Annotated in this window: 23 protein-coding genes; 7 read left to right on the plus strand and 16 right to left on the minus strand. The window is 72.7% G+C overall.

Annotation, left to right across the window (positions count from 1 at the left end; all coding sequences use genetic code 11):
* Nucleotide 1: 1 nt before the first annotated feature.
* Nucleotides 2-1,135 (minus strand): DNA glycosylase AlkZ-like family protein, encoded by a 1,134-nt coding sequence (locus tag J3P32_RS15300; RefSeq protein ID WP_210440921.1) that lies wholly within the window; start codon nucleotides 1,133-1,135, stop codon nucleotides 2-4.
* Nucleotides 1,136-1,286: 151 nt separating this feature from the next.
* Between J3P32_RS15300 and J3P32_RS15305 the strand changes: the two genes are divergently transcribed.
* Complete coding sequence (locus tag J3P32_RS15305; protein ID WP_210441671.1) at nucleotides 1,287-1,472, plus strand: hypothetical protein; 186 nt, start codon at nucleotides 1,287-1,289, stop codon at nucleotides 1,470-1,472.
* Between the two features lie 58 nt (nucleotides 1,473-1,530).
* Here J3P32_RS15305 and J3P32_RS15310 read toward each other — a convergent pair whose 3' ends face one another.
* Nucleotides 1,531-3,327, minus strand: coding sequence for an alkaline phosphatase D family protein (locus J3P32_RS15310; RefSeq protein WP_307861720.1), 1,797 nt, complete (start codon nucleotides 3,325-3,327; stop codon nucleotides 1,531-1,533).
* On the minus strand, nucleotides 3,324-4,340 hold the full coding sequence (locus J3P32_RS15315) for a zinc-dependent alcohol dehydrogenase family protein (protein WP_210440922.1): 1,017 nt from the start codon (nucleotides 4,338-4,340) through the stop codon (nucleotides 3,324-3,326). Before J3P32_RS15315 ends, J3P32_RS15310 begins: the two co-directional genes overlap by 4 nt.
* An 82-nt stretch (nucleotides 4,341-4,422) precedes the next feature.
* Between J3P32_RS15315 and J3P32_RS15320 the strand changes: the two genes are divergently transcribed.
* Nucleotides 4,423-5,946 carry a helix-turn-helix domain-containing protein gene (locus tag J3P32_RS15320; protein ID WP_210440923.1) on the plus strand — a complete coding sequence of 508 codons (1,524 nt, stop codon included), beginning with the start codon at nucleotides 4,423-4,425 and terminating at the stop codon, nucleotides 5,944-5,946.
* Between the two features lie 161 nt (nucleotides 5,947-6,107).
* Here the strand turns inward: J3P32_RS15320 and J3P32_RS15325 are convergent, their stop codons facing one another.
* Nucleotides 6,108-6,359 carry a TFIIB-type zinc ribbon-containing protein gene (locus tag J3P32_RS15325; protein ID WP_210440924.1) on the minus strand — a complete coding sequence of 84 codons (252 nt, stop codon included), beginning with the start codon at nucleotides 6,357-6,359 and terminating at the stop codon, nucleotides 6,108-6,110.
* 117 nt (nucleotides 6,360-6,476) lie between these two features.
* Between J3P32_RS15325 and J3P32_RS15330 the strand changes: the two genes are divergently transcribed.
* The 3 genes from J3P32_RS15330 to J3P32_RS15340 all read left to right on the plus strand — a co-directional run bounded on the left by J3P32_RS15330 (nucleotide 6,477) and on the right by J3P32_RS15340 (nucleotide 9,290).
* Nucleotides 6,477-7,301: a glycerophosphodiester phosphodiesterase gene (locus tag J3P32_RS15330; protein WP_307807865.1), complete on the plus strand. Its 825-nt coding sequence runs from the start codon at nucleotides 6,477-6,479 to the stop codon at nucleotides 7,299-7,301.
* Nucleotides 7,298-8,653, plus strand: coding sequence for an MFS transporter (locus tag J3P32_RS15335; protein ID WP_210440925.1), 1,356 nt, complete (start codon nucleotides 7,298-7,300; stop codon nucleotides 8,651-8,653). Before J3P32_RS15330 ends, J3P32_RS15335 begins: the two co-directional genes overlap by 4 nt.
* Nucleotides 8,654-8,909: 256 nt before the next feature.
* A complete protein-coding gene (locus J3P32_RS15340) occupies nucleotides 8,910-9,290 on the plus strand; it encodes an RNA polymerase-binding protein RbpA (protein ID WP_210440926.1) in 381 nt (126 codons plus the stop codon).
* 36 nt (nucleotides 9,291-9,326) lie between these two features.
* On the opposite strand, the gene J3P32_RS15345 is transcribed toward J3P32_RS15340, so the two are convergent.
* From J3P32_RS15345 to kdd, 7 genes are all read right to left on the minus strand, one after another.
* Nucleotides 9,327-9,854 (minus strand): FxsA family protein, encoded by a 528-nt coding sequence (locus tag J3P32_RS15345; RefSeq protein ID WP_210440927.1) that lies wholly within the window; start codon nucleotides 9,852-9,854, stop codon nucleotides 9,327-9,329.
* Entirely contained in the window at nucleotides 9,851-10,603 is a 753-nt protein-coding gene (locus J3P32_RS15350) for a polyprenol monophosphomannose synthase (RefSeq protein ID WP_374222535.1), read from the minus strand. The genes J3P32_RS15345 and J3P32_RS15350 overlap by 4 nt, the downstream gene beginning before the upstream one ends.
* A 6-nt stretch (nucleotides 10,604-10,609) precedes the next feature.
* Entirely contained in the window at nucleotides 10,610-12,139 is a 1,530-nt protein-coding gene (lnt, locus tag J3P32_RS15355) for an apolipoprotein N-acyltransferase (protein ID WP_210440928.1), read from the minus strand.
* 465 nt (nucleotides 12,140-12,604) lie between these two features.
* Complete coding sequence (gene kal, locus J3P32_RS15360) at nucleotides 12,605-13,003, minus strand: 3-aminobutyryl-CoA ammonia lyase (protein WP_210440929.1); 399 nt, start codon at nucleotides 13,001-13,003, stop codon at nucleotides 12,605-12,607.
* The gene (gene kamE / locus J3P32_RS15365) at nucleotides 13,000-13,770 is read right to left on the minus strand and encodes a lysine 5,6-aminomutase subunit beta (protein WP_210440930.1); all 771 of its coding nucleotides are present in this window, start codon (nucleotides 13,768-13,770) and stop codon (nucleotides 13,000-13,002) included. The genes kal and kamE overlap by 4 nt, the downstream gene beginning before the upstream one ends.
* A complete protein-coding gene (gene kamD / locus J3P32_RS15370; protein WP_210440931.1) occupies nucleotides 13,767-15,353 on the minus strand; it encodes a lysine 5,6-aminomutase subunit alpha in 1,587 nt (528 codons plus the stop codon). The genes kamE and kamD overlap by 4 nt, the downstream gene beginning before the upstream one ends.
* 1 nt (nucleotide 15,354) lies before the next feature.
* The gene (kdd, locus tag J3P32_RS15375; RefSeq protein WP_210440932.1) at nucleotides 15,355-16,422 is read right to left on the minus strand and encodes an L-erythro-3,5-diaminohexanoate dehydrogenase; all 1,068 of its coding nucleotides are present in this window, start codon (nucleotides 16,420-16,422) and stop codon (nucleotides 15,355-15,357) included.
* Between the two features lie 166 nt (nucleotides 16,423-16,588).
* Between kdd and J3P32_RS15380 the strand changes: the two genes are divergently transcribed.
* Together J3P32_RS15380 and J3P32_RS15385 are read left to right on the plus strand one after the other, a co-directional pair.
* The gene (locus J3P32_RS15380) at nucleotides 16,589-18,043 is read left to right on the plus strand and encodes a KamA family radical SAM protein (protein WP_210440933.1); all 1,455 of its coding nucleotides are present in this window, start codon (nucleotides 16,589-16,591) and stop codon (nucleotides 18,041-18,043) included.
* 208 nt (nucleotides 18,044-18,251) lie between these two features.
* Nucleotides 18,252-19,208, plus strand: a complete 957-nt coding sequence (locus J3P32_RS15385) for a hypothetical protein (RefSeq protein WP_210440934.1) — start codon at nucleotides 18,252-18,254, stop codon at nucleotides 19,206-19,208.
* A 90-nt stretch (nucleotides 19,209-19,298) separates the two neighbouring features.
* Here J3P32_RS15385 and J3P32_RS15390 read toward each other — a convergent pair whose 3' ends face one another.
* Genes J3P32_RS15390 through J3P32_RS15410 form a run of 5 tightly spaced genes read right to left on the minus strand, consistent with a single transcriptional unit; the run spans nucleotide 19,299 to nucleotide 25,097 of the window.
* Nucleotides 19,299-19,940: a maleylpyruvate isomerase family mycothiol-dependent enzyme gene (locus J3P32_RS15390; RefSeq protein ID WP_210440935.1), complete on the minus strand. Its 642-nt coding sequence runs from the start codon at nucleotides 19,938-19,940 to the stop codon at nucleotides 19,299-19,301.
* Between the two features lie 34 nt (nucleotides 19,941-19,974).
* A complete protein-coding gene (locus J3P32_RS18590; RefSeq protein WP_307861721.1) occupies nucleotides 19,975-20,427 on the minus strand; it encodes an Lrp/AsnC family transcriptional regulator in 453 nt (150 codons plus the stop codon).
* A gap of 9 nt (nucleotides 20,428-20,436) precedes the next feature.
* Entirely contained in the window at nucleotides 20,437-21,378 is a 942-nt protein-coding gene (locus J3P32_RS15400) for a 5'-3' exonuclease (protein ID WP_246851230.1), read from the minus strand.
* A 12-nt stretch (nucleotides 21,379-21,390) separates the two neighbouring features.
* Complete coding sequence (locus J3P32_RS15405) at nucleotides 21,391-24,195, minus strand: DEAD/DEAH box helicase (protein WP_210440936.1); 2,805 nt, start codon at nucleotides 24,193-24,195, stop codon at nucleotides 21,391-21,393.
* Nucleotides 24,192-25,097 (minus strand): diacylglycerol kinase, encoded by a 906-nt coding sequence (locus J3P32_RS15410; RefSeq protein ID WP_246851231.1) that lies wholly within the window; start codon nucleotides 25,095-25,097, stop codon nucleotides 24,192-24,194. Before J3P32_RS15410 ends, J3P32_RS15405 begins: the two co-directional genes overlap by 4 nt.
* Nucleotides 25,098-25,105 lie beyond the last annotated feature (8 nt).

Here is a 25,105-nt window from a genome sequence, read left to right on the forward strand (position 1 = left end):
CTCAGGCGCGAACGGGCTCCAGGCCCAGCCACGCGGCGAGGGCGTCGACCTCGGCGTCGACCCGCCGTCGCCGGGCGGAGGACCAGTCGCCGTCCTCGTGCACGGCGTCCACGAGCAGCACGCCGCCCTCGCGGTCGGCCGTGGCGTCGACCTTGCCCACCAGCTCGTCGCCGTCGAGGACCGGCATGGCCCAGTAGCCCCACCGCCGCCTCGCTGCGGGCTTGTACATCTCCAGCTGGTAGTCGAAGCCGAACAGCTCCTTTATCCGCCTCCGGTCGAAGATGAGGCGGTCGAGCGGCGACAGGACCGCCGCTCGGCCCTCGAAGTCGTCGAGGTCCGCCAGGCGCTCCGGGTCGACCCGCCAGCGACCGCGTACGCCCTCGACGCGCGCGCCGACGCCGGTGTTCCGCACGTCGAACGGCTCCTGCCAGGCCTCGATGGCGCGGGGACGGGCGATGCCGAGAGCGCGGAGCCGCCGCGCGGCCAGGATGCGGTGGGCCTCCTCGGCGGGCACGGCGGGGTCGCCGGGGTGCACCCTCGAGGCGAGGTCCCACCGCCGCTCGCGGCCCTCGCGGGAGGCGACGGCCACCTCACCACGTGCCTCCATGTACTCGAGGAGCTTCATCACGTTCTTGCTGTCGGTCCAGCCGGTCGACCGCCACGGCACCTCGCAGCTGTCCGGCAGGTCCCGGGCCGGGGTGGGGCCTTCGGCGCGCAGCACCGCCAGGATCTCCCGTCGGCACCCGTCGTTGGCGGCGACCCAGTCGCGGAGCTCCTCCTGCCACTCCCTCAGCGGGGGACGCCCGGGCCAGGACTCCATGTCGGCCCGGAACAGCGCGACGTCCTCGCTGGGGCGCAGCATCCCCGCGAGCTCGACGACCGCGCCGTCACCCACCAGCTCCTCGAGGTCCTCGGGCTCGTACCCCTCCCCCAGCCGCGTCCACAGGGCGAGGTCGGCGTGCCGGGCGACCACCTGGGTCAGGTCGACCTGCAGGAACCCGAGGTGGCGCACGGTGTCCAGCACGTCGGTCGGCCTGTCGGCCGCGAGCAGCTGCGCGCGTACGGCGATCCGCCGGGCCTGCCGCGGCGACAGCGTGACCTCGCCCCGCGCATCGGCTCCCCCGTCGGCTCCCATGGCGCGATCCTAGGCGGCGAGGGACCGTGCGGAGGCACCGCGCGCACGGGCCAGCCGGCATGGCCCGAACGGGTCATTCCTGCCCCAGATCGGTCGATCGCGGCGGTGTTCGCGCCCTCGGGGCGTCATCGGGTGTCACCGTGGACGTCACGTGGAGGACATCGCGAAGACACCGACCTGTGGGGGCCGCATGTGGGACACCGTCGAGACCAGCACGGACCACCTCTCGCACGACCTGCCGTGCGCCGGGTGCGGACACGGGCGGCACACCTACCTGCCGTGCTCCGACACCTGCGACTGCGCGCACGGGCGCGACCGGGTGCTCACCACCACCTGACGCACCACCTGACGCACCACCCGACCCACCACCCAGGGCCGTCCCGGCCGCGCGGTCCTCAGCGCTGACGCACCGAGCCGTCGGCGACCCGCCGCCCGACCCGCCGCCGGACCTTCGCGACGACGCCGCCGCGGGGCGGGGCGTTGCCGTCCTCGTCGAGCTCGTAGGCCTCGACCTTGGCCAGCCGGGGCCGCGCGTGGTCGTCGACGACCTCCCCGGTCACCCACCACAGCCGCATGCCGCGCCCCGCGAGCCGGAGGAGGGCCAGGTTGTTGTCGAACCACGGTCCTTCGGCGTACGTCCACCGGAGCGGCGCGTCGGGCACGCGCGTCGAGCGGGAGGCGAGGCGCCCCACCGGGCCGGCGACGCCGTAGGACAGCACGGCCGTGGCGAAGCGCAGGTTCCGCGAGAGCGGATTGCGGATCGGGGAGCACACCGCCTGGAGGATCGTCGAGCGCAGGGGCGGACCGCCCGCGGCGGCCCGCGCCTCGGTGACGTAGCTGTGGTGCACGTCCCCGGACAGGAACGTCACGGTGGCCGGCGCCTCGCCGCGCTGCCCCGCCGCGACCGCCAGGGCTTGGTGAGCCACCTCCTGAAAGCTCCTCTGGAACGCGCCCCAGTGCTCGAGGTCGACGAGCTGGCGCAGCTTCTCGCCGGTCCGGGCGCCGCGGTCGCCCCACGCTCCCGCGGCCAGCGCCTCGCTGAACGCCTCGAGGTGGTGCAGGCCGCGCGCGAGGAGGAACGGCAGCGACGTGGCGATGAACAGGTGGTCGACGTCGCCGCGCATCTGGTCGTCGAGCCACGCCGCCTCGTCGGGGTCGAGCATCGCCCGCGACTCGGGCTCGAGCCGCCGGGCAGCGCGGGAGTCGACGACGACGAGCCGCGCCTGCGTGTCGAACTCGCGGGTGTAGCTCCAGCGGTAGGTGTGCGGCTGCTGGTCGACCCGCTCGGCGAACGCGTCGAGCAGCGGTCCGAGGTCGCGCTCCTCGTCGCCGGCATGGGCCCGCACCTGCGCGTACACCTCGTCCTCCGCACGCTCGGCGGGCGACAGGTTCCCGAGGTGCTGGTAGACCCAGTAGGACGCGAGCCCGCCGACGATGCGCCCGTGCCACCACGACGTCGCCTCCATCTCGCGACGCCACTCCAGCGAGGTGTTCCAGTCGTCGCGGATGTCGTGGTCGTCGAAGATCATCGCGCTGGGCACGGTCGACAGCAGCCAGCGGTTCGCCGGGTCCGACCACGCGAGCCGGTAGAGGTGTGCGTACTCCTCGTAGTCCTGCAGCTCGGTCCACGGCGCCTGGTCGATGTCGCGGCGGGACTCGATGAAGTCGCGCATCTCGTCGGTCGTCTCGTCGGCGTAGACCTGGTCGCCGAGGAAGAGCAGCAGGTCGGGGAGCCGGTCCGCGGCGAGGTCCGGGTCGTCGGGGTCGGCGGGGTCGACCTGCGCGGCGACGCGCAGCGCCCAGGCCCGCAGGGCGTCGACGCCGTGGCTGCGGTTGCCCTTCGCGTCGTGGGAGACCGAGGTCCGGCACGACCCGAAGGCGAGGTGGAGCGGCCGGCCCGGCTCGAGCGTCGCGATGACCGGCGCCGGGAAGGGCGAGGCGGGCTCCGGCCACACGGTGCGCCCGTCGACCGCGACGGTGTAGGCCTCGGTCGTGCCCGGCTTCAGCCCGTCGAGCTCGACGAGGGCGTAGTGGTGACCGTGGACGCGGAACGTCCGGGCGTCGGCGGAGGTCTCGCCCCGGGTCACGGTCACCGTCGCGGGGCCCTCGGTCTCCACCCACACGGCCGCGGAGGTGTCGTCGACGTGGCGCAGCAGCGGCCCGAGCCGCAACGCCTCCGCGGACCCGTTCACGGCTGCAGCAGCACCTTGATCGCGCGCCGCTCGTCCATCGCCCGGTAGCCCTCGGCGGACTCCGCCATCGGCAGCGTCAGGTCGAAGACCCTGCCCGGGTCGATCGCCCCGGACAGGACGCGCTCGAGCAAGTCGGGCAGGTAGCGGCGCACCGGTGCCATCCCGCCCGCGAGGCCGACGTTCTTCTGGAACATCCGGCGCACCGGTGGCTCGACCCCGTGCGGCACGCCCACGAAACCGACGGTGGATCCCGGTCGCGCGACCGCGAAGGCGGTGCTCATCGCGGCGTCGGTGCCCACGCACTCGAGCACCGCGTCGGCGCCCACGCCGGCGGTCAGCTCGGCGATCCGCGCCTCCCCCTCCTCGCCGCGCTCGGCGACGACGTGGGTGGCGCCGAAGGCGCGGGCGATCTCCTGGCGCGGCTCGTGGCGCGACATCGCCACCACCCGCTCGGCGCCGAGCTGCGCGGCGGCGAGCACGCCGCTGAGACCGACGGCGCCGTCCCCGACCACGACCACCGTGTGCCCGGGCTGCACGCCGGCCGCCACCGCGGCGTGCCAGCCGGTGGCCATCACGTCGGTGAGCGCGAGCAGGGACGGGACGAGGCGCTCGTCCGGCATCCCGTCGGTCGCCACCAGGCTCCCGTCGGCCTGCGCGACGCGGGCGTACTCCCCCTGCCCGCTCTGGGTGATCCCGAGGTTGACGCACGCGGACTGGACGCCGGCGCGACAGTGCGCGCAGGTGTTGTCGCAGTGGCAGAACGGGACGAGGACGAAGTCGCCCACCTTCGTCCTGGAGACGTCCGAGCCCACCTCCTCGACGACGCCGACGCACTCGTGGCCGATCGTGCTGCCGGCCCGGACGGGGTTCTCGCCGCGGTAGGGCCAGAGGTCCGAGCCGCAGATGCAGCCGGCGACGACCTTGACGATCGCGTCCGTCGGCTCCTGGATGACGGGGTCCGGGACCTCTTCGAAGCGGATGTCCCCGGGGGCGTGGATGGTGGTGGCGCGCATGGTCGCGATCCTGCCACGCTCCCCCGAGCCACGCGCACGCGCGCCGAATGGCGCTATCTCATATCTGAGATATCGTGGTGCCATGGCTGACTACAAGGGTCGTATCGGCAACCTGATCCGCGACGCTCGCAAGCACCGGGGACTCACCCAGCACCAGCTCGCCGAGCTCCTCGGCACGAGCCAGAGTGCCATCCACCGCATCGAGAAGGGCCACCAGAACCTCTCCCTCGAGATGCTCGCCCGCATCGGGGCGGCGCTCGACTCGGAGATCGTCGCCCTCGGCGCGGGCCCCACGCACCTGCGCGTCGACGGCCCGACGACGCTGTCGGGCTCGATCGACGTCAAGACCTCGAAGAACGCCGGCGTCGCGCTGCTGTGCGCGTCGCTGCTCAACAAGGGACGCACGACGCTGCGCAAGGTCGCGCGCATCGAGGAGGTCAACCGCCTCCTCGAGGTGCTCAACTCGCTCGGGGTGGCGACCCGCTGGCTCAACGACGACAACGACCTCGAGATCGTGCCCCCGGCCGACCTCGACCTCTCGCAGATCGACGAGGGTGCTGCGCGACGCACCCGCTCGGTGATCATGTTCCTCGGCCCGCTGCTGCACCGGGCGGAGGAGTTCGAGCTGCCCTACGCCGGCGGCTGCAACCTCGGCACCCGCACGGTCGAGCCGCACATGGCGGCGCTGCGCCCGTTCGGCCTCGAGGTCAAGGCCACCGACGGCGCCTACCACGCGAGCGTGAACCGCGCGCTGGAGCCGGAACGGCCGATCGTGCTCACCGAGCGCGGCGACACCGTCACGGAGAACGCGCTGATGGCCGCCGCGCTGCACCCGGGCACGACGGTGATCCGCAACGCCTCCTCCAACTACATGGTCCAGGACCTCTGCTTCTACCTGCAGAAGCTGGGCGTCGTCGTCGAGGGCATCGGCACCACCACGCTGAAGGTCACCGGTCGCTCGACGATCGACGTGGACGTCGACTACGCGCCCGCCGAGGATCCGATCGAGGCGATGTCGCTCCTGGCCGCGGCCATCGTCACCAAGTCGTCCATCACCATCCGCCGGGTGCCGATCGAGTTCCTCGAGATCGAGCTCGCCACGCTCGAGGAGATGGGTTTCCGCTACGACCGCTCGGCGGAGTACCCCGCCCTCAACGGCGAGACCCGGCTGGTCGACATCACCACCCATCCCTCCGAGCTGCGCGCGCCGCTCGACAAGATCCACCCGATGCCCTTCCCCGGGCTCAACATCGACAACCTGCCGTTCTTCGCGGTCATCGCCGCGACCGCCGAGGGCCAGACCCTGCTGCACGACTGGGTCTACGAGAACCGGGCGATCTACCTCACCGAGCTCAACAAGCTCGGCGCGCAGGTCAAGCTGCTCGACCCGCACCGGGTGCTCGTGGAGGGCCCCACGCACTTCTCCGGCGCCGAGATCGTGTGCCCGCCGGCGCTGCGCCCCGCGGTGGTGCTCCTCATCGCGATGCTCGCCTCGAAGGGCCGCAGCGTGCTGCGCTCGACGTACGTCATCCACCGCGGCTACGAGGACCTCGCCGAGCGCCTGAACGAGCTCGGCGCGAACATCGAGACCTTCCGCGACATCTGAGGGCTGGCCGGTTTGGAATCCCCCGCCTAAGCGGGGGATTCCGAACTTCCGGGGGCCTGCACACCCCCAGAAGTTCACGACCCGCGAGCGAGGTCCGGGCCGCCCGGAGGTCCTCGACCCCCGGCGCTGCTGCCGAGGCCCCCCGTGGCGCGCGCGAGAGCTCAGCCGAACAGCGTCTCCACCCAGGCGCGCGACTGCCGGCCCGTGACCGGCGGCGCGGTCATGTCGGCGGTGATGCGCGGCAGCGGGGCGGTGTGCTGGCCGGCCTGGGCGTGCCAGTCGTTCTCCGCCTCGATCAGCACGCCGAGATCGGCACGCGAGAGGAACACCCCGTGCCCCTCGGGGCACTGGCTGACCGTCGCCTCGCCGAGGGTCTTCTCGTCCATCTCGACACCGCACCGGGGACACGTCATGCTCTCCATCCTCCGACGGTACCGCCGCCTCCATACTTCTCGCGTGAGCCCAGCCCGCGACGTCCTCACCCGCCCCCGCCCCGTTCCCCCGTACGACGACGCCGCGGGGGCCGCCCGGTGAGCGCGCCGCGCCCCCCTGCGAGCGGCTACCTGGACTCGCCCCGCCCGCTCGCGTTCGCGCACCGCGGCGGGGCCTACCACCCCGAGATCGAGGGCCTCGAGAACACGCTGGCCGCGTTCGCGCACGCGGTGCGGCTCGGCTACACGTACCTCGAGACCGACGTCCACGTGACGAGCGACGGCGTCCTGCTGGCCTTCCACGACACGGTCCTCGACCGCGTCACCGACCGCACCGGCAGCATCGCCGACTCGACGTACGCCGAGGTGCGGGAGGCCCTCATCGGGGGGAGCGAGCGCGTGCCGACGCTCGCCCAGCTCTTCGACGCCTTCGCCGCCGCCCGGTTCAACATCGACCTCAAGTCGGACGGCGCCGTCGAGGCGCTGGCCGCATTCGTCGAGGACCGCGAGGCCTGGGACCGCGTGCTGGTGGGGTCGTTCTCCGCCCGCCGGATGAACGCCTTCCGCAGGCGCACCCGCGGCCGCGTCGCGACCTCGGCACACCCGCTCGAGGTCGTCGCGTACGTCGTCTCCCCCAGCGCCCGCCTCGCGCGGCTCCTGACCCGCGGGCGGCCCGTGGCGCTGCAGGTCCCGCACCGCCGCGGCCCCCTCGTCGTGGCGTCGGCCGGCCTGGTGCGCCGGGCGCACGCGGCCGGCGTCCAGGTGCACGTGTGGACGATCGACGACCCGGCCGAGATGAACATCCTCCTCGACCGTGGTGTCGACGGCGTCATGACCGATCGCACCGACATACTCAGGGACGTGCTCCGCGCCCGCGGACAGTGGCACGGTCCCGCCGAGGGACGTACGGAGGGGGACGCATGACCGGGGTCGGGGGCGGGATCGCCAACCTGGAGCCGCTCGAGCAGGCACGCGAGCAGAAGGCCTGGTACTTCTACGACTGGGCCAACAGCGCCTTCGCCACCACGGTCTCCGGCGTGCTGTTCGGGCCGTACCTCATCGCCATCGCCGAGGAGGCCGCGGTCGACGACCGCGTGTCGGTGCTCGGCCTCGACGTCGCCCCCGGGGCGCTGCCGGCGTACGTCGTGACGTTCTCCACGCTCGTCTCCGCGGTCCTGCTGCCGCTGCTGGGCGCCGTCGCCGACCGGACCTCGCGCAAGAAGGACATGCTGGCCGGCTTCGCCTGGGCCGGCGCCTTCTTCGCGGGACTGCTGTTCTTCATGTCCGGCGACAACTGGCAGCTGGGCGCGATCACGTTCGTGCTGGCGAACCTCTGCTTCGGCGCCTCGGCGGTGTTCAACGACGCGATCCTGCCCCTCATCTCGAGCGAGTCGGAGCGGGACCGGGTCTCCACGCGCGGCTGGGCGTACGGCTACGCGGGCGGCGGCCTGCTGCTCGCGCTGAACTTCGTGCTGGTGAGCCTCCACGACACGTTCGGCCTCACCGAGGGGATGGCGGTGCGCATCTCCCTGCTGTCCGCGGCGGTGTGGTGGGCGGCGTTCACGCTCATCCCGTTCCGGGGCCTGCGCAACCACCCGCCCGCGCACGTCGAGCACGTCGAGGGCGGCGTCGTGCAGCGCAGCTTCGGACAGCTGTGGGCCACGCTCAAGGACATGCGCAACTACCCGGTCGCGCTGACGTTCCTGCTGGCCTACCTCTTCTTCAACGACGGCATCCAGACCGTCATCAGCCAGGCGTCGGTCTACGGCGTCGAGGAGCTCGGGTTCCCCCAGGGGACGATGCTGGGCGTCTACCTGCTGGTGCAGTTCGTCGCGGTCGGCGGGGCGCTGCTGTTCGGCCGGGTGGCGGCCCGCCGCGGCGCGAAGTCGACCATCCTGGGCGGCCTGGTGGTGTGGATGCTCATCGTGACCGCCGCCCTGTTCATCCCCGAGGAGTCCCTCCTGCCGCTCGTGGCCCTCGGCGTCGCCATCGGCGTCGTCCTCGGCGGCACCCAGGCGCTGGCCCGGTCGTACTTCTCGCTGCTCATCCCGCGGGGCAAGGAGGCCGAGTACTTCAGCTTCTACCACGCGATGGAGCGCGGGACCTCGTGGTTCGGCACCCTGGTGTTCGGCCTGGTCTACACGTTCACCGGCTCCTACCGTCCGGCGATCTTCGCGCTCATCGTCTTCTTCGTGATCGGCGGCCTGCTGCTGCTGCGCGTGGACACCGCCCGCGGGATCCGCGAGGCGGGCAACGAGGTGCCCGCGGTCATCTGAGCCCCCGGGCGCAGCCCGGACGGGCGGACACGCGCCGCTCGGAGCGCGCCGTACCCCTGCGGGTGAGGTTGGTCTCGCCTGAGCGTGCGAAGGGCACGCTCGAATCCGCGGAATTGTGACGCCCCCGCTACCGTTGAAGATCGAAGGAGACGGGCCGCGTCGTCACGAGCGGCGTTCAGGGACCCCGGTCCGGCTCGTCTCATCCTTGACCCGGTACACAACAGCGGGTTTCAGCAACCCATTGGAGGTGGGCACGGTGGCGGAGCGCACACTACGTGGCGCAAGGCTTGGTGGTCAGAGCTTCGAGGACGAGCGCGGGATCGAGTTCGCCGCTCGGCAGCAGGTCGGCTATCGCTGCAAGCAGGGACACGACTTCGAGGTCACGATGTCGGTCGAGGCCGACATCCCGGCCGTGTGGGAGTGCCCGCGCTGCGGCGCCGAGGCGCTGAGCACGGCAGGCATCATGCCGGAGGAGAAGGTCGAGAAGCCCGCGCGCACGCACTGGGACATGCTCCTCGAGCGTCGCTCGGAGAAGGAGCTCGAGGACATCCTCAAGGAGCGTCTGGAGCTGCTGCGCGGCGGCGAGATCGGTCCCGCGCACCTGCACCGCGCGAACAAGAAGAAGCGCGTCGGCTGAGCCGGCCGCTCCCCTGACGCGTCACTCGACCACGTCTCACTCGACCACGTCGCCCCGGACCACCGGCCCCTCGCCGCCCGGTCCGGGGCGGCTGGCATTTCGCGGCCCGAACCCGGCGCCGAAGGCGCCGGCGGCGCCGAGGGGCGCCACCACGAGGCGTCGCTCCACCACCGTGGTGAGCAGTCGCCTGGCGACCGGCCGCGTGAACGGCAGGATCAACAGGATGCCGACGAGGTCGAGCACGAAGCCGGGGCTGAGCATCAGCGTGCCGCCGATGAGGACGAGCGCACCGTCGGCGATCTCGCGGGCCGGCATGCGCCCGTGCTGCAGCGCCTCACGCAGTGCCCGCCACGCGCGTCCGCCCTCGCGCTTGACCAACCACGCGCCGAGCAGGCTGTCGAGGACCAGCAGCACGATGGTCCACCAGGGACCGACCAGCCGGCCGACCTGCAGGATCGCCCAGATCTCGACGAGCGGGACAACGACGAACGCCGCGGCCAGGGCCGGCCGCAGCCAGCGGCGGGAGCGGCGGGGACCCGTGCGGAGCGACGCCGATGCGCTCATGCCCGCTCCCTGCTCCTGCGCAGCTGCGCCCGACGCTCGGACAGCCCCCACCGGGTGATGAGCCGGAGCGACTCGCTGGCGACCTGGCCGCTCATCTTGGAGTCGCCGCGTTCGCGCTCGACGAACTCGATCGGCACCTCGGTGAGGCGCAGCCCGCGGCTCAGGGTGCGGTAGGCCAGGTCGGTCTGGAACACGTATCCAGTAGACCGCACCGAGCCAAGGTCGATCGCCTCCAGCGTGGCCCGCCGGAACAGGCGGAAGCCCGCCGTGGCGTCCTTGACCCGGATGCCCAGCAGCAGCCGGACGTAGAGGTTGCCGCCACGGGAGAGCAGCAGCCGCTGCGCCGGCCAGTTGACGACCGACCCGCCGGGAACGTAGCGGGAGCCGATCACCAGGTCGGCGGTGTGCAGCGCGTCGATCAGCCGCTGAAGCTGCTCGGGCTGGTGGGAGCCGTCGGCGTCCATCTCGCCGATGACGTCGTAGCCGGCCTCGAGCGCGACGGCGAAGCCGTTGAGGTACGCGGCGCCCAGGCCGGCCTTCTCGGTGCGGTGCACGACCCGGACGGCAGGGTCCGCGTCGGCGAGCTTGTCGGCCAGGACACCGGTGCCGTCGGGGCTGTTGTCGTCGACGACGAGCACGTCGACGCCGGGCTGGGCCGCCCGCAGCCGTTCGACGATCCACTCGAGGTTGTCCGCCTCGTTGTAGGTCGGGACGACCATCACGCAACGGCCGAGGCCTTCCACTGCCACGCCCTGCTACCTCGCTCCGTCGGCTGCCGTCGCGGCGCGGTCGCGCCGCCGGGTGCGACGATAGGGCACCAGCACGAACAGCGTGTGACCTACGAGGAACACGAGGGTGAGCCGCGCCGGCCAGGTCCCGAGGCGCACGGCGGGCGTGGTGGTCGTGCTGAGCCCGACCGTCTCCACCAGCACCTCCTGGCCGCGGGCGGGCACCGAGGAGGCGATGGACCCGTCGGGCCGCACCACGCCGGAGATGCCGTTGATCGCGGCGACCACGACCCAGCGCCCCGTCTCGAGCGCGCGCAGCCGGCTGATCTCGAACTGCTGGGCCAGCTGCCCGGTGCGGCTGAACATCGCGTTGCTGGTCTGCACCGTCACCAGCTCGGCGCCGCGGCCCACCTGGCCGGCGATGCCGTCGTCGTAGGCGACGTCGAAGCAGATGGCGTCGGCCACCAGCAGGTCCCCCACGCGCAGCGGCTCCAGGCTGGTGCCCCGCACCATGTCGCGCGGCACCTCGGTGAGGCGGCCGTAGGTCGAGGGCATGAGGCTGCTGCCGCGGAACGGGATGTACTCGCCGTAGGGGACGGGGTGCAGCTTCGTGTAGCGGTCGCCGCCGCCGAGGCCCGGCCGGAAGACGATCCCCTGGTTGAGCACCCGGGTCTCGTCGACCGGGTCGCTGTTGGTCCCGCCGACGATGATCGGCACGTCGATGGCGTCGGAGGCCGCGACGATGCCGTCGTTGACCCCGGTGTCGAGGAACGGGTCGACGGCCGTCGAGTTCTCCGGCCAGACGACGAAGTCGGGCTCCGGCGCCTCGCCGGCCGCCACGGCGTCGGCGAGCTGCTGCGTCAGCCGGACGTGGTTGGCGGTGACCTCCCGGTGCACCGCCGGGACGTTGAGCCCGGTGCCCGGCACGTCGCCCTGCACGGCGGCCACGGTGGCCGTGCCGGACTGCTCGACGGGGAAGGGGAAGAGCGCCGGCGCGAGCGTCGCAGCGGCGAGCGCTGCCGCGACGGCGTACGTCCGCGGTGCGGGCGTGCGCACCCGGAGCAGCAGCCACGCGAGGGTGGTGCCCGTCAGGGCGACGAGGAAGCTGGTGCCGGTCATCCCGATCCACGGCACAGCGTCGGCCCACGGGGTGTCCGCGGTCGCGTAGACGAGGCGGCCGAACGGCATGCCGCTGAACGGGAAGCCGCTGCGCCAGGTCTCGATGCCGACCCACCAGAGGGCGGCCAGGACGGGCCAGGCGCGCATCCGCAGGCTCCACGCCAGCCCGACGCCCAGGGGCACGAAGAACGCGGACTCCATCGCGCACATGGCGATCCACGCGTCCGTCCCGACCGAGCGCATCCACACCATGACCGAGAAGGTGAACGCGACGCCGAAGACCAGGCTCGGGACCCAGGCCCGGCCCGGTCGCAGGCCGCGCACGGAGAACACGAGCGCCGCGATCGCCGGGGGCATGAGCCAGGAGTGGCCCACCGGCTCGAAGGCGGCCGCCAGCACGAGCCCCGCGACCAGGGCGAGGAGGCAGCGCAGCGGCACGCAGAGACCCTAGCCGACGGCTGCACACGTGCAGCGGAGCGGGAGGGACGAGGGGGCTTCGGACCGACGCGCGAGCCGACTGGCTGCCGATCGCACGAAGTTGTCTACGGCCCCGAGGTCCCTCCCGCATCCAGCCCCCGCGGGGCGTCGTCGACGGGTCGGCGGACACGGGGCACCGCTGGCTCCACGTACCTCACGTCAGTCTCCCCACTGCCGATGACGCCACCCGCGAGCTGCACAGGCGGACCCCGGAACCCTCCCTCCCCCAAGGGGTGATGTCAACCGGCTCCTGACCTGCGCGTTCGGGCGAAACCGCAGGTCAGCGCCGGGCAGGCGGTCGGGCAGTCGCTCGAGGAAATCTCGGCGGCGACGGCGTGTCGTGCTCGACACGCCGGTGTCGGTACTCCCGGACCAGGGATGCGGGTCGCCGGACCCGGGTCGGGGACGCGGGGCGAGGGACGGCGGTCAGGGGCGCGCGGGCACGACGACGGTGCCCGTGGCCGTCGTGGCCACGACCGGCGGGTCGAGGACCTCGGCCGCGCCGGGTGCCTCGGCGCTCGGCGTACCCCGTCCGACGACGTGGACGGCGAAGTCCATCACCCGGCTGCGGGTGCCCTCGCGCACGAGCGTCGCGGTGATCTCCAGGACGTCGCCGGCGCGCACCGGTGCCCGGAACTGCACGTCGGAGTACGACGCGAACAGCCCCTCGTCGCCGTCGAGGACGATGCACATCTCGGTCGCCACGTCGCCGAACAGGCCGAGGCTGTAGGCGCCGTCGACCAGGTTCCCGGCGTAGTGGGCGTGCGAGTAGGGGACGTAGCGGCGGTGCGTGACGACGGTGCCGACGCGGGACTCGGTGCTCATGAGGCCTTCTCCGTGCTGGTGCCGGCCGGCCCGCGAGGACCGGCAAGCCGGTGGACGATGAACGACGCGACCTCGCCGGGCGTCGTGCCCCTGCTGAAGACCCGGTCGACGCCGAGCTCGTCGGCCATCGTCTCGTCGAAGCGGGGCCCGCCCACGACGAGGAGCGGACGCCGCGCGGCGGGATAGGCCTCCCGGAAGGCCGCGGACATCTCGCGGGTGTTGAGCAGGTGGGCGTCGCGCTGGGTGACGACCTGGGAGACCAGCACCGCGTCGGCCTTCTCCTCGCGGGCCGCCTCGACGAGCTGCGGGACCGACACCTGGGCGCCGAGGTTCACGACCTTGAGCTCGCGGTAGTACTCCAGGCCCTTCTCCCCCGCGAACCCCTTGATGTTGAGGATCGCGTCGATCCCGACGGTGTGCGCGTCGGTGCCGATGCAGCCGCCGACGACCACCAGGCGGCGCCGCAGTGACCGCTTGATGGCCGCGTTGGCCTCCTTGGGGGTCAGCAGCGGGTAGTCGCGCTCCACCACCTCGACGGTGCTGGGGTCGACGAGGTGGTTCACCCGCCCGTACACCACGAAGAACGTGAAGCCCTCCCCCATCGCCTTGGCGTGCACGACCAGCGCCGGGTCCATCCCCATCTTGTTGGCGAGCTGCACGGCGGCACCCTCGGCGACCTTGGAGTGCGGGATGGGCAGGGTGAAGGACAGCTGCACCATGCCGTCGCCGGTGGTGTCGCCGTAGGGACGGACGAGTCCGGTGCTCATGCGCCCTCCAGGATCTCGGTCGCGGGGTTGTAGTAGTCGGCGGCCTTGGGCGCGACGCCGTCGAGCCCCTTGCCCTTGTCGGCCGGTCGCTTCATCAGGCCGAACGTGCCGTCGGCGATCGCGGACAGCAGCGGCGGCTGCCCCGGCGCGCTGCGGTCGGCCTTGATCTCCTCGAGCAGCCCGACGGCCTCGCCGAGCACCTGGCGGGCCCGACCGGCGATGAAGCCGTCGGGTGCGGGCCGGAAGTCCTCGTGCAGGTTGCCGGCGGCGTTCATGACGTAGCGGACGTTCTGCAGGGCCAGGTCGCGGTCGGAGATCCAGGGCGTGACGACGGCTTCGGTCATCATGCCCACGAGCAGGATGCCCTGACCGGTGAGGGCGCCGACGAGGTTGAAGAAACCGTCGAGCAGGTAGCCCTTGAAGATGTCGCCGGTCATGTGCCGGGTGGGCGGCATCCACTTCAGCGGCGCGTCGGGGAACAGCTCGCGGGCCAGCATCGCGTGGGCCAGCTCGAGGCGGAACGAGTCGGGCACCTCGGGGTCGATCTCGAACGCGTGGCCGAGCCCGAGCTGCCAGTCCTCGAGGCCGGCCTCCTTGGCGAAGTACTCGTTGAGCAGCTGGCTGGTGGTGACCGTGTGCGCGGCCTCGACCGCGTCGGCGGTGGTGAGGTAGTTGTCCTCGCCGGTGTTGATGATGATGCCGGCCCGGGCGTGCACCTGGCGGCTGAAGCGCTGGTCCACGAACGTCCGGATCGGGTTGATGTCGCGGAACAGGATCCCGTACATCGAGTCGTTGAGCATCATGTCGAGGCGCTCGAGGCCCGCCAGCGCGGCGATCTCCGGCATGCAGAGCCCCGAGGCGTAGTTGGTGAGCCGGACGTAGCGGCCGAGCTCCCTCGACGTCTCGTCCAGCGCCGCGCGCATGAGGCGGAAGTTCTCCTGCGTGGCGTACGTGCCGGCGAAGCCCTCGCGCGTCGCGCCCTCCGGCACGAAGTCGAGCAGCGACTGGCCGGTCGAGCGGATCACCGCGATGACGTCGGCGCCCTCGCGCGCGGCGGCCTGCGCCTGCGGGATGTCCTCGTGGATGTCGCCGGTGGCGACGATGAGGTAGATCCACGGCTTGCTCGGGGCGTCGCCGACCTTGGCGATCATCCTCTCGCGGACCGCGCGCTGGCGGTCGATGGTCCTGATCCCGGCGCCGACGGCCTTGCGGGCGGCCGCCCTCGCGCGCGTCGCGTCCTTGCCCTCCGGCACGCGGAAGGTCACCGAGCCCGCCGCGGCCTTCTGGGCGAGCGTGAGCAGGTCGTCGCCCTCGCCCCGGAGGAGTGCGTCCCACACCGGCAGGCTGACGCCGTGCTCGAGGCCGACGTCGGCGCGGACGACGTCCGCCAGGCGGTTCACCCACGGCGTGCCGTCGGGGTCGGCGCCGGCGAGGCCGGCGAGGCGGAGCGTGGCGCGCTCGACGCTCACCGTGGTGTGCCGCTGGGCGAGGTCGACGATCGGTCGCCCGACCTGCCGGGCCAGCGTCCGCGCGCGGCGCACGTCGGCGCGGTCGATGCCCAGGGTGCTGGTCGTGCGGGCCACCTCAGAGCCTCCGCTCGAACAGTGCCCGGACCCCGGCGTCCGAGCGCAGCAGCTCCATGGCGTACGCCGCGTGGCCGGGGACGTAGCCGTTGCCGACGAGCATCCGCACGTCGGCGGCCAGCCCTTCGGCACCGAGTGCCGCGGCGCTGAAGCTGGTGGCCATCGAGAAGAAGACGACCGTGCCGCCGTCGGCGGTCGCGAGGATCGCGCCGCCCTCGCAGCCGGGCACGTCGACGCAGACGACGGTGACGTCGGCGGGGCCACCCGCCGCGGTCACCGCGTCGCGGAGCGCGACGGGGTCACGGGCGTCCGCGACGGCGACCCTGTCGGCGAGACCGGCGGCGGTGAGCAGGTCGTGCTCGCCCTGGTGGGGCACCACCCCGATCGTGCGCTCCGCTCCGGCGGCCCGGGCGGCGGCCAGGCTGAGGGAGCCCGACTTGCCCGCGCCGCCGATCACCGCGACGGTGGGCCGCGCGCCGCGGGCGACGTGCTCCTCCACGACGCGGGCGGTCAGGGCGGGCGCGCCGCAGACGTCCATCACGCTGAGCGAGAGCGCGGGGTCGAGGTCGTCGGGGATGACGGCGGCGATCGAGCGACCGAAGAGCACGGCGTAGCCGTCGCAGGGCACCTGCTCGCTGCGGCCGTCCCAGCGGGCGAGCCCGTCCTCGATCACGAGCGGGGTCAGGGTGAGGCTGACGAGGGTCGCGACCCGATCGCCCACCGAGAGGCCGAGCGGCGACTCGGGGCCGACCTCCTCGACCGTGCCGACGAGCATGCCGCCCGAGCCGGTCTCGGGGTTCTGCATCTTGCCGCGCGTGGCGACGATGTCGAGGACCTCGGCACGCACGGCGTCGCCGTCGGTGACCCCGTCGTGGGTGTGCACCCGCTCCAGCTGGCGGAACGACGCCGCGTCGAGGTTCAGCCGCTCGACGCGGACACGGACCTCGTCGGACCAGAGCTCGCGCCGCGTGTCGAGGCGCTGCGCCGCCTGCGGGAGCACGGTGCGCTCGTCGAGCACCCGGTGCAGGCCCGTCGGGTCGCTCGTGCGGATGTCCGTGTCGGTCGTCATTCAGAGCATCCTTCTAGGTTCACGCGGTTCAGCGGGAAATCTTGCGGCGTGGCATTGGACGCGCCGTACGTTCTCCACGTACTCTCCCAGATGTGTCGCCGCACACACAACCGGCGCGCCGCACGTCCCGACCCGGGCGCCTCCCAAGGCCCTGCAAGGAGATCGCATGAGCATCGAGACCGCCGTCGGCCTCGCCACCGGACAGCCCTACCCCTACCAGCGGGTGGAGCTCGTCGAGCCGGACTGGACCCGCTTCCCGGGCTGGTCCGACGTCACGGCAGCGGACTGGGCGTCCGTGCAGTGGCAGCGCGCGCACTGCATCAAGAACGTGAAGCAGCTGCGCGAGCTCATGGGCGACCTGCTCGACGAGCGCTTCTACGCCGACCTCGAGCGCGACCAGGCCGAGCGCGCGACGATGTCGATGCTCGTGCCGCCGCAGATGATGAACACGATGGCGCCGGCCTTCGAGCCCGCCGGCCCCGGCTCGCTGACCGAGGAGTTCTACGCCGACCCGGTCCGGCACTACATGATCCCGGTGTTCAGCGACCGGCGCACCGACTGGCCCTCGCACCCGCACGCGGCCCGCGACTCCCTCCACGAGCACGACATGTGGGCCACCGAGGGCCTCACCCACCGCTACCCCACCAAGGTCCTCGCCGAGCTGCTGCCCACCTGCCCGCAGTACTGCGGCCACTGCACGCGCATGGACCTCGTGGGCAACTCGACGCCGGTCATCGACAAGCTGAAGTTCGCCGCGAAGCCCAACGACCGGCTCGGCGACATGCTCGACTACCTCCGGCGCACGCCGTCGGTGCGCGACGTCGTGGTGTCCGGCGGCGACGTGGCCAACATGCCCTGGCCCCGCCTCGAGGCGTTCCTCATGTCGGTGCTCGAGGTCGACAACATCCGTGACATCCGGCTGGCCACGAAGGCGCTCATCGGCCTGCCGCAGCACTGGCTGCAGCCCGACGTCGTCGAGGGCGTCGCCCGCGTCGCCGCGGTCGCCCGCTCGCGCGGGGTCTCCCTCGCGATGCACACCCACGCCAACCACGCGAGCTCCGTGACGCCGATCGTCGCCGAGGCCTCGCGCGCGATGCTCGACGCCGGCCTGCGCGACGTACGCAACCAAGGCGTGCTGCTCAACGGCGTGAACGCCGACCCGCACGCGCTGCTCGACCTCTGCTTCCGGCTACTCGACGGGGCGCAGATCATGCCCTACTACTTCTACATGTGCGACATGATCCCGTTCTCGGAGCACTGGCGGGTCTCGGTCGCCGACGCGCAGCGCCTCCAGCACCACATCATGGGCTACCTGCCCGGGTTCGCGACGCCGCGCATCGTGTGCGACGTGCCCTTCGTCGGCAAGCGGTGGGTGCACCAGCTCGCCGACTACGACACCGAGCACGGCATCTCGTACTGGACGAAGAACTACCGCACGTCCATCGAGGCCGACGACGCCGAGGCCCTCTCGCGCCACTACGAGTACTACGACCCGATCCACACCCTGCCCGAGTCCGGCCAGCGGTGGTGGGAGGAGCACGGCCGCCTCGACGAGGCCTCCCTCAAAGCCGCCGAGATGGCCGAGGCGTCGCGGCGTACCGCCGCGCTGCAGGCCTGGTAGGCGCGCGGCCCGTCCGCCCCTGAGCGCCCCCTGAACGCCCCCTGAAGTCCGGCAATCCCCCGCTTAGGCGGGGGATTGCGAACATCAGGGGGCCTGCACGCCACCGGAACTTCGCACAACCCTCGGCAAGTCCGGTCCGCGGTCGGCGTCCTCCACAGCCGGCACCACCGGCGTTTCCGCCGCCCCGCTCACCGGGCATCACGGGTGCATGCAGCGACCGCCCGCACCCGACCTCACGCACGTCGTCCGCCTCCGCAGCGAGCTGGTCGACGACGGCTACACCGACCACCAGCTCCGCGTGCTCGTACGCGCCGGTGTCCTGCACCGGGTCCGGCGCGGCGCGTACGTCGACCGCGCGCTGTGGGAGCGCTTGTCCCCCGTCGACCAGCACCGGGTCCTGTGCCGCGCCGTGCTCCGCGTCGCGCACCCGCTGACGGCGCTCACCCACGTGTCCGCGGCCGTCGAGCTCGGCGCACCGGTGTGGAACATCCCGCTCGACGAGGTCCACACGACGCGCACCGACGGCAAGGCGGCCCGCCGCGAGGCCGGGGTCGTGCACCATGCCGGCGCCCTGCCGGAGGAGGACGTGCGCGTCGTCAACGGCGTACGCGTGGGGCCGGCCGCCCGGGCCGCCGTCGAGGTGATGGCCAGCGTGCCTCCTGAACCGGCGCTGGTCGTCACCAACGGCCTGCTGCACGGACAGCACATGACGCGCGAGGAGCTGGTCGCGTCGGCGCGGGCGATGAAGCACTGGCCGCACACGCTGTCGGCGCACGTCGTCGTGGCGCTCGCCGACGAGCGGATGGAGTCCGTGGCGGAGACGAGGACGTACTACCTCTGCAGGCAGCAGCACCTGCCGAGGCCCGAGCCGCAGTACCCGGTGGTCGACGAGCACGGCCAGGTCTTCGCGCGCGCCGACTTCGCGTGGCCGGAGCACGGTGTGTTCCTCGAGTTCGACGGGCGCGTGAAGTACGAGCAGCACCGGCGTCCCGGGGAGACGCTCGAGCAGTACCTCATGCGGGAGAAGCGCCGCGAGGAACGGATCTGCCAGCTCACCGGCTGGGTGTGCATCCGCATCGGCTGGACCGACCTGGCCGACCCGGTGACGACCGCCGCCCGGATCCGCCGCCTGCTCGACAGCCGGCGCGGCCCGATCGGCGCCTGACCTGCCGAGGGTTGTGCGAACCTCCATGGGTATGCAGGCCCCCGGAAGTTCGCGATCCCCCGCTTAAGCGGGGGATTGCAAGAAACGACCTCACAACCGCGGGAGCAGGACCGGTACGCCGGGGCCGTCGAGCTCCTCACCGGACACCGGGCGCCCGTACACCAGGCGCACGGCCGCGTTGGCCGACAGCGTGACCTCCGGCCCGTCGCCGTGGCTCCAGCCGGCCTCCGGCACGACGAGGCGGACCCCGGCGACGCGACGGCGCGAGCTCCCGCCGATGACGGCTGTGAGCGGCCACGGCGTGGCGAGGGCGAAGTCCGCGATCCGGCCGACGGCCGGCGGCGGGAGGTCGTGCGGCAGGCCGAGCGGGCGGCGTACGTCGATGCCGTGCACGACGGCGTCCGCCAGCGCCGACACCCTCGGCATCCCGATCGGCGTGGCGCCGGACCGGGCGTTGTCGGTGAGCTGCTCGAGGATCGCCTCGCGGCCCCGCGCCGACCACGCCACGGCGGTGCGCGCGATCATCCGGTTCACCGAGCGGTACCGCGCCAGCGCGGCGGCGCCCTGCACGGCGCCGAGCGTCGGCGTCCACGCGAGGTGCGCCGCGACGTCGACCACCCGCCAGCCGCCGCACAGCGAGGGCTCCTGCCACTGGGCGGCGGTCAGGGCGGACAGGTCGTCCACGAGCGCCAGGCGCTCGGCGGTCAGCAGGTCGTGCGTGGACGGTGCCATGGGCGCTCCCGGTGCGGCGGGCGGGACGGGACGGTCAGTCGATGGGTCGGTTCTCGTAGGGGGTCGAGAGCACGATCGTGGTGCGCGTCGAGACGCTGGCGGCGCCGCGGATCCGCGCGAGCAGCTCCTCGAGCGCCAGCGGCGTGGCGACGCGGATCTTGAGGATGTAGGACTCCTCGCCGGCGACCGACCAGCACGACTCGATCTCCTTGATGCCGGCCAGTCGCTCGGGATAGTCGTCGGGCTGCGAGGGGTCGATCGGGGTGATCGAGATGAACGCCGTCAGCGGCCGGCCGAGCTGGTCGTGGTCGATCGTCGCGCCGTAGCCGGTGATGAGCCCGCGCTGCTCGAGCCGCTTGACGCGCTGGTGCACCGCCGAGGTGGACAGGTCGGTCGCCCTGCCGAGGTCGGTGAAGGACATCCGCCCGTCGGCGGCCAGCAGCGAGAGGATCTGCCGGTCCTTGGACTCGACCTCGGAGGAGCTCACGGCGTCACCCTAGTGCGCGCCGGACAGTGCCTGCACCAGCCGCACGGCAGACGAACCGAGGCCCCACTTCTCGTCCAGGGCCACGAGTGCGTCGTGGTCGGCGGGGGTGCGGGGCCGGGTGAGGTCAGGCGTGCCGAGGTCGAGGTCACGGCGTACGGCGACCACGCGTGGCGCGACCGCGAGGTAGTCGGCAGCCGCCTTGATCTTGCCCCGCGGGCCGGGCCCCATGTCGGAGCCGGGGTCGGCGGCGGCCTCGATGATCGCCTCGACGGTGCCGAAGCGGTTGAGCAGCGTGGCGGCCGTCTTGTCCCCCACCCCGGCGACGCCCGGCAGCCCGTCGGAGGCGTCCCCGCGCAGGGTCGCGAGGCCGGCGTACTGGTGGGCGTCGACGCCGTACTTGGCGCGCACCCAGGCGTTGTCCACGCGCTCGTGGCGGCTGACGCCGCGCGCGACGTAGAGCACGCGCACCGCCGCGTCGTCGTCGACGAGCTGGAACAGGTCGCGGTCGCCGGTGACGATGTCGACCGGCATCCCGGCGCCGGTGGCGAGGGTGCCGATGACGTCGTCGGCCTCCATCTCGGGGTGGCCCACGACCGGGATGCCGTAGGCCTCGAGCACCGACAAGATGATGGGGACCTGCGCCTCGAGCGGGTCGGGCACCTCCTCGACGTCGGGCCGGGGGCCCGGGACGGCGCGGACCACCCGGTGCGCCTTGTAGGAGGGGATCAGGTCGACGCGCCACTGCGGCCGCCAGTCGTCGTCCCAGCAGCAGGCCAGGTGCGTGGGGTCGTACTCCCCCACGAGCCGGCTGATGAAGTCCATCAGCCCGCGCACGGCGTTGACCGGTGTGCCGTCGGGTGCCTTCAGCGAGTCGGGCACCCCGAAGAACGCGCGGAAGTAGAGCGAGGCGGTGTCGAGCAGCATGAGACGGCTGCCGGCGGGGGCGGTCATGTGCTCAGCCTGTCACTCCGCGAGCACGGAGTACGCGATCACGCCGCGCTTGAGCAGCTTCGCCGTCGCGCGGGCGGTGTCGCGCAGCTCGCGCTCGCCCGCGGCGTCGGCCACCTGGCCGCACAGGTCGAGCAGCTGCTTCATCCAGCGCACGAAGTCGCCCGCCGACAGGCCGGTCACCATCAGCACGTCGTCGAGGTCGTCGCCCTCGGCCCAGCGCCACGCCGCCCAGGCGAACCCGATGTCGGGCTCGCGCAGGAAGTCGAGCTTGTGGTCGCGCTCCAGCGCGTCGAGCTGCCCCCAGAGCCGCACCAGTTCGGCGAGCACCGGCCGCACGCGGCCGCCGGGCATCTTCGGCGACGACGCGTCGTCGGCGCGCCGGGCCTCGAAGACGAGGGCGGACAGCACGGCCGCGAGCTCGGACGGCGCGAGCTCGTCGAACAGGCCGGCCCGGATCGCCTCGGCCGCGACGAGGTCCATGTCGGTGTAGATGCGCCGCAGGTGGGCGCCCTTCTCGGTGACGGTGTCGCCCTCGAGGTAGCCGAGCGCGGCCAGCACGTCGCAGACGCGGTCGAAGGTCCGCGCGACCGTGTTGGTGCGGTTCTCCACCCGCCGCTTGAGCGTCTCGGTGTCGCGCTGCAGCTTGAACCAGCGCTCCGCCCACCGCGCGTGGTCCTCGCGGTCGGGGCACCGGTGGCACGGGTGGGCCTTCAGGTCCGCGCGCAGCCGTGCCACCTCGCGGTCGGTCGCGGTGTCGGCGCCGTCGCGCTGCTTCGACTGCCGCGGGGCCGGGCCCTCGAAGCTGTCGGCCCTGTCGCGCAGGGCGGTGGCGAGCTCGCGGCGCATGGCGGGGTTGCGGCCGTTGAACGACTTGGGCACCCGCAGCCGGCCGATCGCCTCGACGGGGACCGGGAAGTCCATCGGCGCCAGCCGGCGGGCCTGGCGGTCGGCGGTCACGACATAGGGCCTCGGCTCGTCGCCGGAGTGCCCCGGGTCGATGACCACCGCGAGCCCGCTGAACTTGCCGGCGGGCACGTGGATGACGTCGCCGGGGCGGAGCTTGCCGAGCGACCGTATGGCCTCCTCGCGGCGGTCCAGCCGCCGGTCGCGGGCCGCGCCCTTTTCGAGGTCGGAGATCCGCCGGCGCAGCCCGGCGTACTCCATGAAGTCGCCGAGGTGGCACGTGGCCGCCTCCCGGTAGCCGTCGAGCGCCTCCTCGGCCTTGTGCACCTGCCGAGCGAGGCCGACGACCGCCTTGTCGGCCTGGAACTGGGCGAACGACTGCTCGAGCAGCTCGCGGGAGCGGGCCCGGCCGAACTGGTGCACCAGGTTGACCGCCATGTTGTAGGACGGCCGGAAGGAGGAGCGCAGCGGGTACGTGCGCGTCGAGGCGAGGCCGGCGACCTCGCGCGGGTTCATGCCCGGCTGGTAGAGCACGACGCCGTGCCCCTCGATGTCGAGCCCGCGGCGACCGGCGCGACCCGTGAGCTGGGTGTACTCCCCCGGCGTCAGGTCGGCGTGCGACTCGCCGTTCCACTTCGAGAGCTTCTCGATCACCACGGTGCGCGCGGGCATGTTGATGCCCAGGGCGAGGGTCTCGGTGGCGAAGACGACCTTGACCAGCCCCTCCTGGAACAGCTCCTCCACCACCTGCTTGAACGCCGGGAGCAGGCCGGCGTGGTGGGCGGCGATGCCGCGGGTGAGGCCGTCGAGGAACTCGTGGTAGCCGAGGACGTGCAGGTCCTCCTCCGGCAGCGTGCGGGCCGCCTCCTCGACGCGCGCGAAGATCTCGTCGCGCTCCGCGGCCGTGGTCAGCCGGGTGTTGGCCTGCACGAGCTGGGTCACGGCGGCGTCGCAGCCGGCGCGGCTGAAGATGAACACGATCGCCGGCAGCAGGCCCTCGCGGTCGAGCCGCTCGACCACCTCGACCCGGCTGGGGATCCACACCCGGCGTCCGTTGCCGACGGCACGGGGGTTCTTCGAGGACCCCGGCTTGCCCTTGCGGGGCGAGCGGCGGTCACGCATCAATCGCGAGCTCGCCCAGTCGTCGCGGGCGATGCGGGTGAGCTCGTCGTTGACCGGCGCGCCCTCCTTGACGAAGCCCGCGCTGGCGTCGACGTCGGAGGAGGCGAACAGGTCGAGCAGCCGGCGGCCCACCATGACGTGCTGGAACAGCGGCACCGGCCGCTTCTCCTCCACGATCGTGGTCGTCTCGCCGCGCACGGTGGCCAGCCACTCGCCGAACTCCTCGGCGTTGGACACCGTCGCCGACAGCGACACCAGCGTCACCGACTCCGGCAGGTGGATGATCACCTCCTCCCACACGGCGCCGCGCATGCGGTCGGCGAGGTAGTGCACCTCGTCCATGACGACGAACCCCAGGTTGAGCAGCGTGCGCGAGCCGGCGTAGAGCATGTTGCGCAGCACCTCGGTGGTCATCACCACCACGGGCGCCTCGCCGTTGACCACGTTGTCGCCGGTCAGCAGGCCGACGTTGTCGGCGCCGTAGCGCCTGACGAGGTCGTGGTACTTCTGGTTGGACAGCGCCTTGATCGGGGTCGTGTAGAACGCCTTGCGGCCGGTCTGCAGCGCGAGGTGGATCGCGAACTCACCGACGATCGTCTTGCCGGAGCCGGTCGGTGCGGCGACGAGCACGCCGCGGCCGCTCTCGATCTCCTGGCACGCGCGGACCTGGAAGTCGTCGAGCTCGAAGCCGTGCAGGCTGGAAAACTCCTTGAGCATCGGATAGGGCTTCTCCCGCCGGAACGCCGCGTAGCGCTCGGCAGGGGACAGCTGCTCGTCGGGACGGTCGCTCATGCGAACACCTCCAGCGCGCCGGGCACGCACTCGATCGTGATGGGCAGCGGGCCGAAGCGCTCGCCGTCGGCGTACGACACGATGCCGGGCGCGGCCACCGTCACCGAGCGGACCCGGCGGTGGACGTACTCCTCCACGCCGTCGATCCTCCCGGTGAACAGGCGCGGGTAGGACCGCACCAGCTTGGGCTTGCTCATGCGCGTGATGACGACGACGTCGAGCAGCCCGTCGTCGAGCAGCGCCCCCTCGGTGATGCGCAGGCCACCGCCGAAGGACGGGCCGTTGCCGACGGCGACGAGCATCGCCTCGTGCTCGATCGTCTCGTCGTCGAGCCGGAGGACGTAGGGGATCGGCCGGAAGGTGCGCAGCTCGGCCAGCGTGGCGAGGTTGTAGCGCATCTGGCCGCGCGGCCACGTCATCGTGTTGGCCCGCTCGTTGACGATCGCGTCGAAGCCGGCGGCGAGCACGGTCACGAAGTAGCGGTCGCCGCTGCGCGCCAGGTCGATGGTGCGGCGGCGCGACGCCACGACGCGGTCCGCGGCCGCCGCCGGGTCGGTGCGCGGGAGCCCGAGGTAGCGGGCCGCGTCGTTGCCGGTGCCCGCCGGGATCACCCCGAGCGGGATGCCGGAGCCGGCCACCGCCTGGGCGCCGAGGTGCACGAGGCCGTCGCCGCCGCACACCACGAGCGCCTCGACCCCGTCGGCCACGCAGCCGCGTGCCAGGTCGGCCGCCTCGTCGGCGTCGCGGCCCTGCAGGTTGCGCACGACGAAGCCGCTCTCGCGCAGCCGCGCGAGCGCGACGTCGCGGTGACGGGCACCTCTGCCCCGACCCGCGGTGGGGTTGGTCAGCAGTGCGATCTCGCGCCCGGCCACCGGGTGGCCGGACGCACGGGCGTCGTGCATGGCGCGAC

It is taken from the genome of Nocardioides xinjiangensis (assembly GCF_017916385.1).
Classification (GTDB): domain Bacteria; phylum Actinomycetota; class Actinomycetes; order Propionibacteriales; family Nocardioidaceae; genus Nocardioides; species Nocardioides xinjiangensis.